The 14876-nt window shown below is 71.9% G+C and carries 12 protein-coding genes, 1 tRNA gene and 1 pseudogene; 7 read left to right on the top strand and 7 right to left on the bottom strand.

Annotated elements, in window-relative coordinates:
• Positions 1–36 precede the first annotated feature (36 nt).
• On the top strand, positions 37–1206 hold the full coding sequence (locus tag ACPOLA_RS14920; RefSeq protein WP_435771226.1) for a fatty acid desaturase family protein: 1170 nt from the start codon (positions 37–39) through the stop codon (positions 1204–1206).
• Between the two features lie 24 nt (positions 1207–1230).
• Positions 1231–1548, top strand: a complete 318-nt coding sequence (locus ACPOLA_RS14915) for a hypothetical protein (protein WP_435771225.1) — start codon at positions 1231–1233, stop codon at positions 1546–1548.
• A gap of 25 nt (positions 1549–1573) precedes the next feature.
• On the opposite strand, the gene ACPOLA_RS14910 is transcribed toward ACPOLA_RS14915, so the two are convergent.
• On the bottom strand, positions 1574–2224 hold the full coding sequence (locus tag ACPOLA_RS14910; protein WP_435771224.1) for an acetoacetate decarboxylase family protein: 651 nt from the start codon (positions 2222–2224) through the stop codon (positions 1574–1576).
• Positions 2225–2234: 10 nt separating this feature from the next.
• Positions 2235–2897, bottom strand: a complete 663-nt coding sequence (locus ACPOLA_RS14905; protein WP_435771223.1) for a TetR/AcrR family transcriptional regulator — start codon at positions 2895–2897, stop codon at positions 2235–2237.
• Between the two features lie 81 nt (positions 2898–2978).
• On the opposite strand from ACPOLA_RS14905, the gene ACPOLA_RS14900 reads away from it, so the two are divergent.
• Entirely contained in the window at positions 2979–5183 is a 2205-nt protein-coding gene (locus ACPOLA_RS14900) for an MMPL family transporter (protein WP_435771222.1), read from the top strand.
• Positions 5184–5218: 35 nt separating this feature from the next.
• On the opposite strand, the gene ACPOLA_RS14895 is transcribed toward ACPOLA_RS14900, so the two are convergent.
• Entirely contained in the window at positions 5219–5395 is a 177-nt protein-coding gene (locus tag ACPOLA_RS14895; protein ID WP_435771221.1) for a DUF6104 family protein, read from the bottom strand.
• A 53-nt stretch (positions 5396–5448) separates the two neighbouring features.
• Entirely contained in the window at positions 5449–9174 is a 3726-nt protein-coding gene (locus tag ACPOLA_RS14890) for a multifunctional oxoglutarate decarboxylase/oxoglutarate dehydrogenase thiamine pyrophosphate-binding subunit/dihydrolipoyllysine-residue succinyltransferase subunit (RefSeq protein ID WP_435771279.1), read from the bottom strand.
• A 259-nt stretch (positions 9175–9433) separates the two neighbouring features.
• Between ACPOLA_RS14890 and ACPOLA_RS14885 the strand changes: the two genes are divergently transcribed.
• Together ACPOLA_RS14885 and ACPOLA_RS14880 are read left to right on the top strand one after the other, a co-directional pair.
• The gene (locus ACPOLA_RS14885) at positions 9434–10054 is read left to right on the top strand and encodes a hypothetical protein (RefSeq protein ID WP_435771220.1); all 621 of its coding nucleotides are present in this window, start codon (positions 9434–9436) and stop codon (positions 10052–10054) included.
• Positions 10051–10953, top strand: a complete 903-nt coding sequence (locus ACPOLA_RS14880; protein WP_435771219.1) for an LCP family protein — start codon at positions 10051–10053, stop codon at positions 10951–10953. Before ACPOLA_RS14885 ends, ACPOLA_RS14880 begins: the two co-directional genes overlap by 4 nt.
• Here ACPOLA_RS14880 and rnhA read toward each other — a convergent pair.
• Positions 10940–11482, bottom strand: a complete 543-nt coding sequence (gene rnhA, locus ACPOLA_RS14875) for a ribonuclease HI (protein ID WP_435771218.1) — start codon at positions 11480–11482, stop codon at positions 10940–10942. The genes ACPOLA_RS14880 and rnhA overlap by 14 nt on opposite strands.
• A gap of 40 nt (positions 11483–11522) precedes the next feature.
• Positions 11523–11595: transfer RNA gene (locus tag ACPOLA_RS14870), tRNA-Arg, on the bottom strand.
• Between the two features lie 85 nt (positions 11596–11680).
• On the opposite strand from ACPOLA_RS14870, the gene argS reads away from it, so the two are divergent.
• A complete protein-coding gene (argS, locus tag ACPOLA_RS14865; protein ID WP_435771217.1) occupies positions 11681–13348 on the top strand; it encodes an arginine--tRNA ligase in 1668 nt (555 codons plus the stop codon).
• Positions 13349–13358: 10 nt separating this feature from the next.
• Positions 13359–14753, top strand: coding sequence for a diaminopimelate decarboxylase (gene lysA / locus ACPOLA_RS14860; RefSeq protein WP_435771216.1), 1395 nt, complete (start codon positions 13359–13361; stop codon positions 14751–14753).
• On the opposite strand, the pseudogene ACPOLA_RS14855 reads toward lysA, so the two are convergent.
• Positions 14750–14876, bottom strand: a pseudogene (locus ACPOLA_RS14855) (IS481 family transposase); the annotation flags it as partial. The gene lysA and the pseudogene ACPOLA_RS14855 overlap by 4 nt on opposite strands.

Genomic DNA, 14876 nt, shown 5'->3' with positions numbered 1-14876 from the left:
CCGACCTCGATCCCGACCCCGACAAGGAGTCCACCGATGAGCGAGACCTCGATCCAGACCGAGACCGCCGCCGATCGCGCGACCGCGACAGCGGGCGACGAGAGGTACCACGGCCTGACCGCCGAGCAGATCGACCGGCTGGGGGCCGAGCTCGACGCCATCCGCCAGCGGATCATCGCCGACCTCGGCGAGGCCGACGCCGACTACCTGCGCAAGGTCGTCAAGACCCAGCGCAGCCTGGAGGTCGCCGGGCGTGCCCTGTTCTACCTGCCGCCCGCGTGGCCCCTGGCCGTCGCCGCGCTGAGCGTGTCGAAGATCCTCGACAACATGGAGATCGGCCACAACGTCATGCACGGCCAGTACGACTTCCTGGGCGACCCGGCGTTCAACTCCCGGATGTTCGACTGGGACACCGTCTGCCCCGGCGAGCAGTGGAAGTACTCCCACAACTACATCCACCACACGTTCACCAACATCATCGGCAAGGACCGTGACATCGGCTACGGCATCCTGCGGATGGACCCCGACCAGAAGTGGCACCCCTACTACCTGGGCAACCCGCTGTACGCCTTCCTCCTGATGGTGTTCTTCGAGTGGGGCGTGGCGCTCCACGACCTAGAGGTGGAGAACATCGTCGCCGGCAAGCGCTCCCACGAGGACAACAAGCCCCTCTACCCGGGCCTGATGCGCAAGATCCGCAAGCAGGCGGTCAAGGACTACGTCCTGTTCCCGGCGTTGACCGGGCCGCTGTTCCCGCTCACCCTCGCGGGGAACGCGACCGCCAACCTGGTCCGCAACATCTGGGCCTTCAACATCATCTTCTGCGGCCACTTCCCGGCAGGCGTCGCGTCCTTCTCGACCGAGGAGACCGAGAACGAGACCCGCGGTCACTGGTACCTCCGTCAGATGCTGGGCTCGGCGAACATCACCGGCGGCAGGCTGATGCACGTGCTGAGCGGGAACCTTTCTCACCAGATCGAGCACCACCTCTTCCCCGACCTGCCGGCCCGGCGCTATCCCGAGGTGGCGGCGGAGGTGCGCGAGATCTGCGAGCGCTACGGCCTGCCCTACAACACCGGGCCGCTGCACAAGCAGCTGTTCAGCGTCGCGAAGAAGATCGTCCGCTACGCGCTGCCCGGCGGTACGGCGGAGGTCGCTCCCGTGCGCGGCGAGCAGTCCGTGACCGACGACGCGTTGGCGGCGTGACGGCGGGCGCGGGAGACTGAGCCCATGAGCGACGGACGGGACCACCTGACGAGGGCCGAGATCGCGAAGGACGCCATCCAGGCCGGCGCCGAGGCGGCCGCCCAGGCCGTCGGCGAGGTGGCGACCATCCTCACCCGCGCCGTCGGCGACGTCGCGGCGGCGGTCGGCGGCTTCGCCACCGAGGTGTTCGAGATCCGCGACGCCTCGCGCCGGGCTCTCGCCGAGCACACGGAGGACACTGGGCTCCCAGGGCACACCGGGCAGGTCGGCGGGGGAGCGCCGCCCGCTGCGGGCGGCGTCGACGAGGCCGCGGTCGAGACCGTGGACGACGACCTGCGCTGAGGCCGCGCCCGCCCGACGGCGGGCGCTACGCGAACGCCAGCCGGAACGACGCCATCCGGAAGGAGCCGAGCTGGCGCGCCGTGCGCAGGAAGCCGAGCGGCCCGTCGGCTGCGAAGCTCCAGTGGGCGCGGCAGGGCAGGGCCTTCGCGGTGCCCTTCATCACCACGTCGGCGGTCTCCGGGTGCTCGGGGATGCCCGGCTGCTCGACGAGACCCTTCACCGGCAGTCGCGGCGCGAGCCGGGAGACGTCGGTGAACCGCGCCTCGACGATCGGCCTGCGCTCCACGGTCGCCGTCCACTCGCTCCGGGTGACCGGGCCGCGGTAGGTCGACTCGCGGTCGAAGTCGCACAGCTCCTTGGGGATCGCCCAAAGCTCGCGACCGCCCGCCTGGGACGCGGCCGAGTCGACCCAGATGTCGGTGATCGTCACCGCACCCCTGCTGTCGGCGTTCTTGACGGTCCGGGCGACGAGCAGCTCGCCGTAGGTCAGCGGGCTGGGCTCCTCGTAGCCGACCAGCGCGACGCCGTACTGCCCGGCGGGGTGGCGGTCGTCGACGTCCTCGGCGAGCCGGAACACCGAGAGCCAGAGCGAGCCGTGCATGTGCCACGGAGCGGGCGGATAGGAGGGCCCGTCGAGGCGGCCACCGCGAGCGGCAGCGGTGCTGTCGTCGGTCACCCGGGTCACCCTAGCGGTGACCGGCCGCCGCCGGGCCGGTCGCGAGCCCACGCACCGTCATCTCCAGGGTGCGATCGATCGCCGCCTCCCTCTCCTCCGCGCTCATCCGGCGCAGCGGGCCGTCGACGAGGAGCAGGGCGAGCCCGTGGACGGCTGCCCACGGGCCGGCCTCGGCGCCGGGCCGGTCGGCGGGATGGAGGTAGCCGACCTCGACGAGGCGGTCGAGCATCTCGCCCAGCAGGGCGTACGGCGCCCGGTCGGCCAGCCCCTGCGCCGGGTCGGGCGCGTCGCCGGCGAGCCGCTGGCCGGTGAAGCAGGTGCTGAAGATCCCCGGCTCGTCCTGCGCGAACCGGATGTAGCCGCGGCCCGTCGAGACGAGCCGCTGGACGGCCAGGGTCACCGGGTCGCCCTCGCTCGGAACCTCCGCGAGGAACCCCGCCATCGCCTCGGCCATGCCGGCCATGGCGAGCTCCTTCGCCGCGTTCAGCAGCTCGGCCTGGCTCGCGAAGTGGCGGTAGGCCGCCGTCGGCGTCACGCCCACCGCGCGCGCGGCGCCGCGGATCGTCACTGCGTCCGGCCCTCCGGTGGCCGCGAGCTCGGCCGCCGCGCGCACCAGCGCGTTGCGGAGGTCGCCGTGGTGATAGCTGCTGCGCGCCGTGCTCGAAGTCGCCACGGGAAGAATGTTGACACCCGACCACATCCTATGCCAAGTTTACGGCTGTAAAGTTTACGGCGTACACATTGGAGTGGTGTCATGTTCGATGCGATCGGCCGGTTGGTGACCACCCGGGCCCGCTCGGTGCTGGGTCTCGGTCTCGTCGCGGTCCTGGTGTCAGGGTTCCTCGGCGTCAGCGCGTTCGGAAAGCTCCAGACCGACGGCTTCGCGGACCCGGACTCCGAGAGCAGCCGGGCCGCCGCGGTGCTCGCGGACCGGTTCGAGGCGTCGGCCGACTACCTGTTCGTGGTCTCGGCCGACACCGGTGGCCCCGGTGGAGTGGACGACCCGGCGGCGTCGGCGGCCGGTCGCGAGCTCACCGAGCGGCTCCGCGCCGACGACCGGCTGGCCGACGTGACGTCGTACTTCGACTCCGGCGCGCCGCCGCTCCGCTCCGCCGACGGCCGGCACGCGCTGGTCACCGCCTCGATCGCGCCGGGGGAGGAGGCCGACGCGGCGGGGATCCTGGACGACTACCGCTCCGACGAGGGCGCCGTCTCGGTCCAGGTGGGCGGGAGCGAGGTGGTCGGCGAGGAGATCGGCGCCCAGATCGGCTCCGACCTCGCCCTCGCGGAGAGCATCGCCATCCCGCTGATCCTGGTGCTGCTGGTGCTGGCGTTCGGCAACGTCGTCGGTGCCCTCGTCACGCTGGGCGTCGGTCTGCTGGCGATCCTGGGGACCTTCGCCGAGCTGTCGGTGCTGGGCTCGGTGACCGATGTGTCGGTCTACTCGGTGAACCTGACCACCGGTCTGGGCCTGGGCCTCGCCGTCGACTACGGACTGCTGATGGTCGCGCGGGTGCGGGAGGAGCGCGCGGCACGACGCGGCCACGAGGCGGCCGTCGCCCGAGCCGTGGCGACGGCCGGGCGGACCATCGTCTTCAGCGCCACCACGGTGGCCGTCGCGCTGGCGTCGCTGCTCGTCTTCCCGATGTACTTCCTGCGCTCGTTCGCCTACGCCGGCGTCGGCGTCATGCTGATCACCGCCTTCAGCGCCGTCGTCGTGCTTCCCGCCGGCCTTACCCTGCTGGGGGATCGGATCGACGCCTGGCGGGTCCCCGGCGTGCGCGGCATCCGCGGAGAGGAGGCACCCGCCTGGGCGCGCCTGGCCCGGTACGTCGCCCGCCGCCCGGTGCTCAGCGCGCTCCCCGTCGTGGCGGGCCTCGCCGTGATGGCCGTGCCGTTGGCGGGCATCGAGTTCGGCTCGCCGGACGACCGGGTGCTGCCGACCAGTGCGTCGAGCCGGCAGGCGGGTGACCTGCTCCGCGACGAGTTCGCCGGAGACGGCGCGACGCCGATCGAGGTGGTGACGACCTCGCGGGTCCGCGACGCCGAGCTTGCGGACTACGCCGCGGACCTCTCACGGCTGCCCGGCGCCGAGCGGGTGGACACCCGCGTCGGCAGCTTCGTCGACGGCAGCCTGGTCGCGGACCTCCCCGCCACCGTCGGTCCCGGCGAGGGCGCGGACCGGCTCGCGGTGGTCACCGACCTCGACACGCGCTCGGAGGAGGCGTGGGCGCTGGTCCGTGACGTCCGGGAGACGCCGGGCCCGGCGGGCGCCGAGGCACTCGTGGGCGGCTCGACGGCCGAGCTGCACGACCAGATGGAGGCGATCGGCGACCGGCTGCCGCTGGTGCTCGGCTGGCTCGTGCTGAGCACGGTCGTCATCCTGTTCCTGTTCACCGGGAGCGTCGTCCAGCCGGTCCGGGCGCTGCTGCTCAACGCCGTCGGGCTGGCCGCGACGCTGGGAGCGATGGTGTGGGTCTTCCAGGAGGGACACCTCGCGGACGTGCTCGGGTTCACGCCGCAGCCGATGGACAGCAGCATGATGGTGCTGCTCTTCTGCGTCGCCTTCGGGCTGTCGATGGACTACGAGGTGTTCGTCCTCGGCCGGATCAAGGAGATGCGCGACTCCGGGCTCGACAACGAGCAGGCGATGGTCCACGGGCTGGCCCACACCGGCCGGATCGTCAGCACCGCCGCCGCCCTGATCGCGATCAGCTTCTTCGCCTTCCTGGTGAGCTCGGTGAGCTTCATCCAGTTCTTCGGGCTGGGCACCGGCCTGGCGATCCTGATCGACGCCACCCTGGTCCGCGGCGTGCTGCTCCCCGCCGGCGTCCGCCTCCTGGGCGACGCGGCCTGGTGGGCGCCGCAAAGCCTGCGCCGGCTGCACAGGCGGATCGGCCTCTCCGACTCCCCGGCGGCTCCCCTCCCGGCCGCCGAGGCGCCGACCGCGGTCGGCTGAGGCGACGGCCCGGCCCGGCGCTCCGCCGGGCCGGGTCAGTCGTCGGGGTCGTCGAGCCGGGCGAGCCAGGTCGCGAACCGCTCGACGGGTACCTCGAACTCCGGTTGGACGTCTACGAACTCCCGGAGCCGCTCGGCGAGCCAGGCCAGGGTGACCTCCTCGTCACCGCGCCGCTGCTCGAGCTCCTCGATTCCTCGATCGGTGAAGTACATGCCGTCGCTCTCCGTTCGCCCTCCGTCGGTCGAGAGTCCGCAGGAGCGCCCGCTCAGGCGAACGCGCGAGCGACGAGGTCCTTCTGCTCCTCCAGGTGCCGCTTGGCGACGCCCACGGAGGGGGAGGAGGACGCCGGGCGGCTGACCAGCTCGATCGAGGCGTCCAGTCCCGGGAAGACGCCCAGGCCGTAGTGGGGCCAGGGACCCATGTTGGCCGGCTCGTCCTGCACCCACCTCACGCTCTTGAGGTTGGGGTACCGCTCGATCTCCGCGCGGAGCTCGTCGATCGGCTCCGGGTAGAGCTGCTCGATGCGGGCGATCGCGTAGCGGCCACCGTCCTCACGCTTGCCCCGCTCGACCATCAGGTCCCAGGTCACCCGGCCCGAGCAGAGGAGCAGGGTGTCCACGGCGCCCGGGTCCGACGTCGCGTCGGCGACCAGCGGCTGGAAGGTGCCCTCGGTGAAGTCGCGAGGCTGTGACGCCGCCTCCTTGCGCTTCAGCATCGACTTGGGCGTGAAGATGATCAGCGGCTTGTGGTCCCCGCCCAGCGCGTGCCGGCGCAGCAGGTGGAAGTGCGAGGCCGGCGTCGAGGGCTGGGCGACGACCATCGCCTCGTCCGCGCAGAGCTGCAGGAAGCGCTCGATCCGAGCCGAGGAGTGGTCGGGCCCCTGGCCCTCGTAGCCGTGGGGAAGCAGCAGCACCACGCCGGAGTCCTGCCCCCACTTCGTCTTGCCCGCCGAGATGTACTCGTCGATCACGGTCTGGGCGCCGTTGACGAAGTCGCCGAACTGCGCCTCCCAGAGCACCAGCGCCTCCGGCCGCGCGACCGAGTAGCCGTACTCGAAGCCCAGCGCGGCGTACTCCGACAGCAGGCTGTCGTAGGCGTGGAACTTGGCCTGGTTCTCGGTCAGGTTGGCCAGCGGCGTCCACTCGTCGGAGTTGACCCGGTCGATGATCGTGGCGAAGCGCTGGACGAACGTGCCGCGACGGGAGTCCTGCCCGGCCAGGCGCACCGGCCGGCCGTCCATCAGCAGCGCGCCGAAGGCCAGGATCTCGCCGGTGCCCCAGTCGATCGGCCCGTCGGTGATCGCCGCGGCCCGCCGCTGGAGCTGCGGCATGACCTTCGGGTGGACGGTGAACCCCTCGGGCGGGGTGACGTAGGCGTCCGCGATGCGCTTCAGCACCTCGAAGGACACCGACGTCTGGGTCTCGCCGACCGGCTTGTCGGGGTAGTCCGGGACGGTCGTCCACTCCGACGGAGCCGCCGTCGCCTCCCGCACCTCGGTGAACACCCGCTCGAGCTGCTGCTGGTAGTCCTTGAGGACCTGCTCGGCCTCCTCGATCGTGATGTCGCCGCGGCCGATCAGCGACTCGGTGTAGAGCTTGCGCACCGAGCGCTTCTGCTCGATCAGGTCGTACATGAGCGGCTGGGTGTACGACGGGTCGTCGCCCTCGTTGTGGCCGCGGCGGCGGTAGCAGACGAGGTCGATCACCACGTCGCTGTGGAAGGCCTGGCGGTACTCGAACGCCAGCCGCGCGACGCGGATGCACGCCTCGGGGTCGTCGCCGTTCACGTGGAAGATCGGGGCCTGGACCATCCGGGCGACGTCGGTGCAGTAGAGCGTGGACCGCGAGGACCCGGGGGAGGTGGTGAAGCCGACCTGGTTGTTGATGACCACGTGGATGGTGCCGCCGGTACGGTAGCCGCGCAGCTGGGAGAGGTTCAGCGTCTCCGCGACCACGCCCTGGCCGGCGAACGCCGCGTCCCCGTGCAGCAGCAGGGGCAGGACCGGGAACTTCTCGCCCTGGTCGAGGACGTCCTGCTTGGCGCGGGCGATGCCCTCGAGGACCGGGTCGACCGTCTCCAGATGCGACGGGTTGGCCGCCACCGACACCTTGATCGTCTCCCCGGTGTCGGCGACGAACTCGCCCTCCGCGCCGAGGTGGTACTTCACGTCGCCGGAGCCCTGGACGGTGCGCGGGTCGATGTTGCCCTCGAACTCGCGGAAGATCTGGTTGTAGGACTTGCCCACGATGTTGGCCAGCACGTTGAGCCGCCCGCGGTGGGCCATGCCGATGCAGACCTCGTCGAGGCCGGCCTGCGCGGCCGCCTCGGCGATCTCGTCGATCACCGGGATCGTGGTCTCGCCGCCCTCGAGGCTGAACCGCTTCTGGCCGACGAACTTCGTCTGGAGGAACGTCTCGAACGCCTCGGCCTGGTTGAGCTTGAGCAGGATCCGCAGCTGCTCCTCGCGGGGCAGCTTGGTGTGCGGCTGCTCCACCCGCTCCTGGATCCACCGGCGCTGCTCGGGATCCATGATGTGCATGTACTCGATGCCGGTGGTGCGGCAGTAGGAGTCCCGCAGGATGCCGAGGATGTGCCGCAGCTTCATGAAGCGGCGGTGACCGCCGCCGAAGGAGCCGGTGGGGAACTCCCGGTCGAGGTCCCACAGGGTCAGCCCGTGCGACTCGATCCGCAGGTCGGGGTGGCTGCGCTGCTTGTACTCCAGCGGGTCGGTGTCGGCCATCAGGTGCCCGCGCACCCGGTAGGCGTGGATCAGCTCGAGGATCCGGGCCTGCTTGTCGATCTCGTCGTCGTGCGACGTGGCGATGTCGCTGTTCCACCGGATCGGCTCGTAGGGGATCCGCAGGGCCCGAAAGATCTCGTCGTAGAACCCGTGCTCGCCGAGCAGCAGCTGGTGGACCCGCTTGAGGAACTCGCCCGACTGGGCGCCCTGGATGACGCGGTGGTCGTAGGTGGAGGTCATCGACATCACCTTGCTGATGCCGTTGCGGGCGATCGCCTCCTCGGAGGCGCCCTGCCACGCGGCGGGGTACTCCATCGCGCCGACGCCGATGATGGCGGCCTGGCCCTTCATCAGCCGCGGCACCGAGTGGACGGTGCCCAGGCCGCCGACGTTCGTCAGGCTCACGGTGGTGCCGGAGTAGTCCTCCATGGTGAGCTTGTTGTCGCGGGCCTTGCGGATGATGTCCTCGTAGGCGGTCCAGAAGCCGGCGAAGTCCATCGTCTCGCAGGCCTTGATCGACGGCGCGACGAGCTGGCGGGTGCCGTCGGGCTTCTGCTGGTCGATCGCCAGGCCGAGGTTGATGTGCGGCGGCGTCACCATCGCGGGCTTGCCGTCGGCCTCGTCGTAGGAGTTGTTCATCGCCGGCATCGCCTTGAGCGCCTGGACGATCGCGTAGCCGATGATGTGGGTGAAGGACACCTTGCCGCCGCGGGCGCGGGCGAGGTGGGAGTTGATGACGATCCGGTTGTCCCACAGCAGCTTGACCGGGATGTCCCGCACCGAGGTCGCGGTCGGCACGGTCAGCGAGACGTCCATGTTGCGCGCCGTGACCGCCGGGATGCCGCGCAGCACGGTCACCTTGGGCTCGTCGTTGACGGCCGGTGCGACGGGCTTGGGAGCGTCCTTCGGCGTCGGCTTGGGGGCGTCCTTCGCAGGGCTCGGCGTCGTGGCGGAGGCGGGGCTCACCTGCGGAGCCGGCGTGGCTCGGGGCGTGGGCGTCCCACCGGCGGCCTGGCCGGAGGGCTTGTCGGCGGACTGTGCGGCGGGCTTGGCGGGGGCGGTGCGCTTCGCCTCGGCGGCGGGCTCGGACGCGGCCGGGCGCTGCTGGGCCGACGGAGCCTTCTCGCCGCTGGCGGCCTTCGCCGCGGACGACGTCCGGCCGTTGCCACCGGTGGCGCCACGGTCACCCTTGAAGTAGGCGGCCCACTCCGGATCGACGCTGCCGGGGTCGGCCTCGAACCGCTCCTTCATCTCCTCCACGAGCCATTCGTTGGCCCCGAAGTCCGCGGGGACGGGAGATCCGGTGGACTGGTCTGACGACTGCGTCACGACGTGCTTCGCCTCTTCCGATGAGCTGGACCGCCCCGCCGCCGATAGCGGGCGGTTGTCGACCGCCAAGGCTAGTCGCATGGCAATGCAAATACCGACCTCCGGACCCGCTTTGGGCCACGCTGTAACCGAAGAGACACTTGGCCGACGACCGAAGTCGATCCGAACGGAGGCGCACCCGGTGCGCAGCACACCTCACCGCACCCGCCCGGCGCCCCCCGGGGAAGCCCCGGGCCGGCCCCGTCTGCTCGCCGTGGCGGCGGTCCTGCTCCTCGCCCTGACCGGTTGCACCGGTGACGGGGAGGGCTCCGGCGGAGGCGGGGGCGGACCCGCCGCCGGCGCCGACACCTCCGTCCGCACCAACGCCAAGCTGGGCGAGGTCCGGGGGCCGCTCACCAAGGGACGGGCGAGGAAGGTGACGGCCGAGGTCACCGCCGTGGTCGAGCGCTGGTCGGACGCGGCGTACGGCGGCGACTACCCGCGCGACGACTTCGGCGCTGCCTACGAGGAGTTCACCAAGGAGGCCCGGGCGCTCGCGCGCAAGCAGCCCGGCATCATGAGCAACGCCCGCATCGGCAGCGACGTGGAGAGCGTGGAGATGGTGCAGCGGGTGGTCCGCGTCGACCTGGTGGCTCCGCGGGGGCGGCCGGCGGGCGCGACCGCGCGGTTCCGTCTCGAGCTGGCCACGTCCGGCGGTGCGGAGCGCACCGACGTGGTCTCCGGCCGGCTGCTGCTGACCCCCGCCCGGGGCGGCTGGCGGGTCTTCGGGTTCGACGTCCAGCGGGAAGAGGGTGCGAAGTGATCCGCACGGTGATCCGTACGACGGTGCTCGGCCTGGTGCTCGGGCTGGTGGCGCTCGTGGTGCCCGACAGCGCCCCGGCGCCCCAGGAGCTCACCCTCGTCAAGGTGGAGCGGGCCAAGGGGGTCGACGTCGAGCCGGACATGATCTGGATCCTCGCCGTGGGCTCCGACGCCCGCCCGCGCGAGAACCCGCTCCGGGTCCGCGGCGACGCCCTCCAGATGGTGGGCATCAACACGCGCACCGGGGCCGCCACGGCGATCGGCATCCCCCGGGACAGCTGGGTGCCCATCCCGGGGTCGGGGTCGAACCGGGTGAACGCCGCGCTCACCTTCGGGGGGCCGCAGCTCCTCGGCCGCACCGTCGGCAACCTGCTCGGCGTCCAGCCCGACTACGTGATGGTCGCCACCTTCGGGGGACTGGCCCGGATGGTCCGGGCGATCGGCGGGATCACCGTCGACAACCCGCGGCGGTTCTCCGACCAGTACCTCCAGCCGCGGGGCTACCCCCAGGGCAAGGTCCGGCTCAACGGGATGGAGGCGGTGGAGTTCGGGCGGATCCGCAAGACCCTCCCGGGCGGTGACTTCGACCGCTCCGCCAACCAGCAGCGGGTGCTGCGTGGCATCCACCGCCGGATCGCGGCCGCGGCCGACGAGCCGGGGTTCATCGAGGGCGGGCTGCTGAGCGTGATGCGCAACCTGCACACCGAGGGCGTCTCGCCGGCCGAGCTGTACCGGATCGCGCAGGCGGTGGCGCAGGTCGACCCGCGGAAGGTCACCGCGTGCGTGCTGCCCGGGGCCATCGGGAACGTCGGCGGCGCGTCGGTCGTGCTGCCCAACACCGCGGCCGCCAAGCGGTACGGCGACGACGCGCGCCGCGACGCCACGATCAAGCGCTGCTAGGAGTCGGCCTGCCGGGCGCACCCGGTGGGGCGCCGTCGACCGCGTTGGCTACGTCGGTGCCGTCGCGCGCCTCCCGGGCACCCTGGCCCGCGAGGGCGTCGGCCCGCTCGTTGCCGGGGTCGCCGGCGTGGCCCTTCACCCAGTGCCAGCGGACCGTGTGCCGGCCGGTCGCGGCGTCGAGCCGGCGCCACAGGTCCTCGTTCTTGACCGGTGCCCGCGCCGAGGTCCGCCAGCCGTTGGCCTTCCACCTGGCGACCCACGACATGATCCCTTTGCGGACGTAGCTGCTGTCGGTGTGCAGGTCGACGTCGGACGGGTGCTTGAGCGCCTCCAGCGCCCGGATGGCCGCCATCAGCTCCATCCGGTTGTTCGTGGTGGCCGGCTCGCCGCCGTACAGCTCCTTCTCGTGCCGACCGGACCGCAGCAGCGCGCCCCAGCCGCCGGGACCGGGGTTGCCGAGGCAGGCGCCGTCGGTGTGGATGGTGACCGCCGGTCGCTCGGGCGGCGGAGTGGCGGCGGCGGGAGGCACGCGACGCATCGTAGGGCCGTCGGGCGGCCGCCCTCATGGGCGCCTCCGGCAGGATTCGAACCTGCGACACCTGGTACCGGAAACCAGTGCTCTATCCCCTGAGCTACGGAGGCCTGCTCCGTGCGGAGCGCGCGGTGAGGAACCTTACCGGTCCCTCTCGGTGCGGGAGAAACCGGTGGCCGCCGATAGGCTTGTCCGGTGACTCCGGCCCAGCTCTCGACCACCATCGTCGACGCCCTCGCGGCGCTCGTCGACCAGGGCGCGCTCGCCCTGCCCGACGGCGTCCCGGCCACGGTGACGGTCGAGCGTCCGCGTCAGAAGGGGCACGGCGACTACGCCACCAACGCCGCCCTCCAGCTCGCGAAGCGGGCCGGGACCAACCCCCGCGCGCTGGGGGAGCTGCTGGCCGAGCGGCTGCGTGCCAGCGAGGGGATCGGCGCCGTCGAGGTCGCCGGGCCCGGGTTCCTCAACATCACCGTCGAGGCGGGCGCCCAGGGCCGGGTCGCGGCCGAGATCGTCGCCGCCGGGCCGGCGTACGGCCACACGCAGACGCTCGCCGGCGAGCGGATCAACGTGGAGTTCATCTCCGCGAACCCGACCGGCCCGCTGCACCTGGGCCACACCCGCTGGGCGGTCCTGGGCGACGCGATCGGGCGGGTGCTCGGCGCCGCGGGCGCCGAGGTGACCCGCGAGTTCTACATCAACGACCGCGGCGTGCAGATGAACCACTTCGCCGACTCGATCATCGCGGCCGCGCTCGGGCAGCCGGCGCCGGAGGGCGGCTACCTCGGCGCCTACGTCGACGACCTCGCGAAGGCCGTCGAGGCCGCCAGCCCGGGCATCTTCGACCTGCCCGAGGACGAGCGCCGCGCAGCGGTGCGCGAGAAGGGCTACGAGATCCAGCTCCGGGAGCAGCAGCAGCAGCTCGCCTCCTTCAACACCCACTTCGACGTCTGGTTCTCCGAGCGCTCGCTGCACGAGTCGGGCTCCGTCCCGGAGACGCTGGCGCGGCTCAAGTCGCTCGGGCACGTCTACGAGGAGGGCGGCGCGCTGTGGATGCGCACGACCGACTTCGGCGACGACAAGGACCGGGTGCTGATCAAGTCCGACGGCGAGCTGACCTACTTCGCCTCCGACACGGCCTACTACCTCGACAAGCGGGCGCGCGGCTTCGACCGGTGCGTCTACCTGCTCGGCGCCGACCACCACGGGTACGTCGGCCGGCTGCGCGCGATGGCGGCCTGCGTCGGGGACGACCCCGACCGGACGCTCGAGGTGCTGATCGGGCAGCTGGTCAAGATCCTCAAGGACGGCGAGGAGCTCAAGCTCTCCAAGCGCGCCGGGACGATCGTGACCCTCGAGGAGCTCACGGAGGAGATCGGCGTCGACGCGCTGCGCTACTCCCTGGCCCGCTATCCCGCCGACTCGCCGCTCGTCCTGGACGTCGCCGAGATCACCAAGGCGTCCAACGACAACCCGGTGTACTACGTGCAGTACGCCCACGCCCGCACCTGCCGGATGCGGGAGAACGCCGCCGACCTCGGGATGGCGGCGCCGGCGGACTTCGACGCCGCGCTGCTGTCCCACCCCCGCGACGGCGAGCTGCTGCGCGCCCTGGCCGAGTTCCCCAGGGTCGTGGCCAGCGCGGCCGAGCTGCGTGAGCCGCACCGGATCGCGCGCTACCTCGAGAGCCTCGCCTCGGTGTTCAACAAGTGGTACGACACCAAGGAGTGCCGGATGCTGCCCCAGGGCGACGAGCCGGTGACGCCCGCCAACGAGGCCCGCCTGGTGCTGGTGATCGCGGCGCAGACGGTGCTCGCCAACGGCCTCGGGCTGCTCGGCGTCTCCGCGCCCGAGCGGATGTGAGCGAGGGACGATGACCCACGAAGCCGGCTGGGCGCACGCGCCCGGCGCCCTCCGCGGGCCTGCCTGGCTGCAGCCACCCCGCGACGTCAACGAGCTCGTGCCGCTGCTGTGGTCGGGCACCGCCCGCAAGGACGCGGCCGGTGACCTCGTCGTCGGCGGGCTGGCCGTCGCCGACCTCGTCGCCGAGCACAACACCCCTGCCTACGTGCTCGACGAGGACGACTTCCGCGCCCGCGCACGGGCCTTCCGGGACGCCTTTCGCGACTTCGACGTCTACTACGCGGGCAAGGCGTTCCTCTGCACCGCGGTCGCCCGGTGGATCCAGGAGGAGGGGCTCCACCTCGACGTCTGCTCGCCCGGCGAGCTGAGCGTCGCGCTGCGGGCCGGCTTCGACACCGCGCGGATCGGCTACCACGGCAACAACAAGTCCGTCGCCGAGCTGAGGCGCGCCGTGACCGCGGGTGTCGGCCGGATCATCGTCGACTCGTTCCAGGAGATCGAGCGGCTCGCGGCCGTGGTTCGGGACACCGGGACCACCGCCCGGGCGATGGTGCGCGTCACGGCCGGGGTGGAGGCGCACACCCACGAGTACATCGCCACGGCCCACGAGGACCAGAAGTTCGGCTTCTCGATCACCTCCGGCGACGCGTACGAGGCGGTACGACGGATCGAGGGCACACCGGGTCTGGAGCTGCTCGGCCTCCACTCCCACATCGGCAGCCAGATCTTCGACAGCTCCGGCTTCGAGGTCGCCGCCCGCAGGGTGCTGGCACTGCATGCCCGGGTCTCCGAGGAGCTCGGGGTGACGATGCCGGAGATGGACCTCGGCGGCGGCTTCGGCATCGCCTACACGACCCAGGACGACCCGAGCGACCCCGCGCAGCTGGCCACGGAGATGGCCAAGATCGTCGAGCACGAGTGCCGCGCCCTCGGCGTCGAGGAGCCCCGGCTGTCCATCGAGCCGGGCCGGGCGATCGTCGGCCCCTCCATGTGCACGGTCTACACCGTCGGGACGGTGAAGCCGGTCGCCCTCGACGCCGGGGCGGTGCGCACCTACGTCAGCGTCGACGGCGGCATGAGCGACAACATCCGGACCGCCCTGTACGACGCCGACTACTCCTGCACCCTGGCCAACCGCCGGACCGACGCCGAGCCCGTGCTGGCCCGGGTGGTCGGCAAGCACTGCGAGGCGGGCGACATCGTCGTGCGCGACGAGTTCCTGCCCGGCGACGTGGCTCCGGGCGACCTGCTGGCCGTCCCGGGCACCGGGGCCTACTGCCGGTCGATGGCGTCCAACTACAACCACGCCCTGCGCCCGCCGGTCATCGCGGTCAGGGACGGCGAGGCCCGGGTGCTGGTGCGGCGCGAGACCGAGGACGACCTCTTCGCGACCGACCTCGGCTAGCTGTTCTGTCCACGCAGGTTGGGCACGAGGTCGGCTGGTGAGTTGCCGCCCAGTGCGGTGTGACCGCGGTGGTGATTGTAGGTGTGGAGCCACTCGGGGAACAGTGCTGCGCGTTCGGCCTCG

Origin of the sequence: Nocardioides proteolyticus (genome assembly GCF_051280635.3) — a bacterium.
Lineage (GTDB): Bacteria > Actinomycetota > Actinomycetes > Propionibacteriales > Nocardioidaceae > Nocardioides.
Note: the sequence above shows the minus strand (reverse complement) of the source record. Positions and strands in the feature narration are given on the sequence as shown.

What these genes read in the sequence shown, in the direction of transcription:
- ACPOLA_RS14895 (WP_435771221.1), bottom strand. Translation starts at nt 5,395, where the DNA reads ATGTACTTCACCGATCGAGGAATCGAGGAGCTCGAGCAGCGGCGCGGT.
- lysA (WP_435771216.1), top strand. Translation starts at nt 13,359, where the DNA reads ATGACCCACGAAGCCGGCTGGGCGCACGCGCCCGGCGCCCTCCGCGGG.
- ACPOLA_RS14890 (WP_435771279.1), bottom strand. Translation starts at nt 9,174, where the DNA reads ATGAAGGAGCGGTTCGAGGCCGACCCCGGCAGCGTCGATCCGGAGTGG.
- ACPOLA_RS14900 (WP_435771222.1), top strand. Translation starts at nt 2,979, where the DNA reads ATGTTCGATGCGATCGGCCGGTTGGTGACCACCCGGGCCCGCTCGGTG.
- ACPOLA_RS14920 (WP_435771226.1), top strand. Translation starts at nt 37, where the DNA reads ATGAGCGAGACCTCGATCCAGACCGAGACCGCCGCCGATCGCGCGACC.
- ACPOLA_RS14915 (WP_435771225.1), top strand. Translation starts at nt 1,231, where the DNA reads ATGAGCGACGGACGGGACCACCTGACGAGGGCCGAGATCGCGAAGGAC.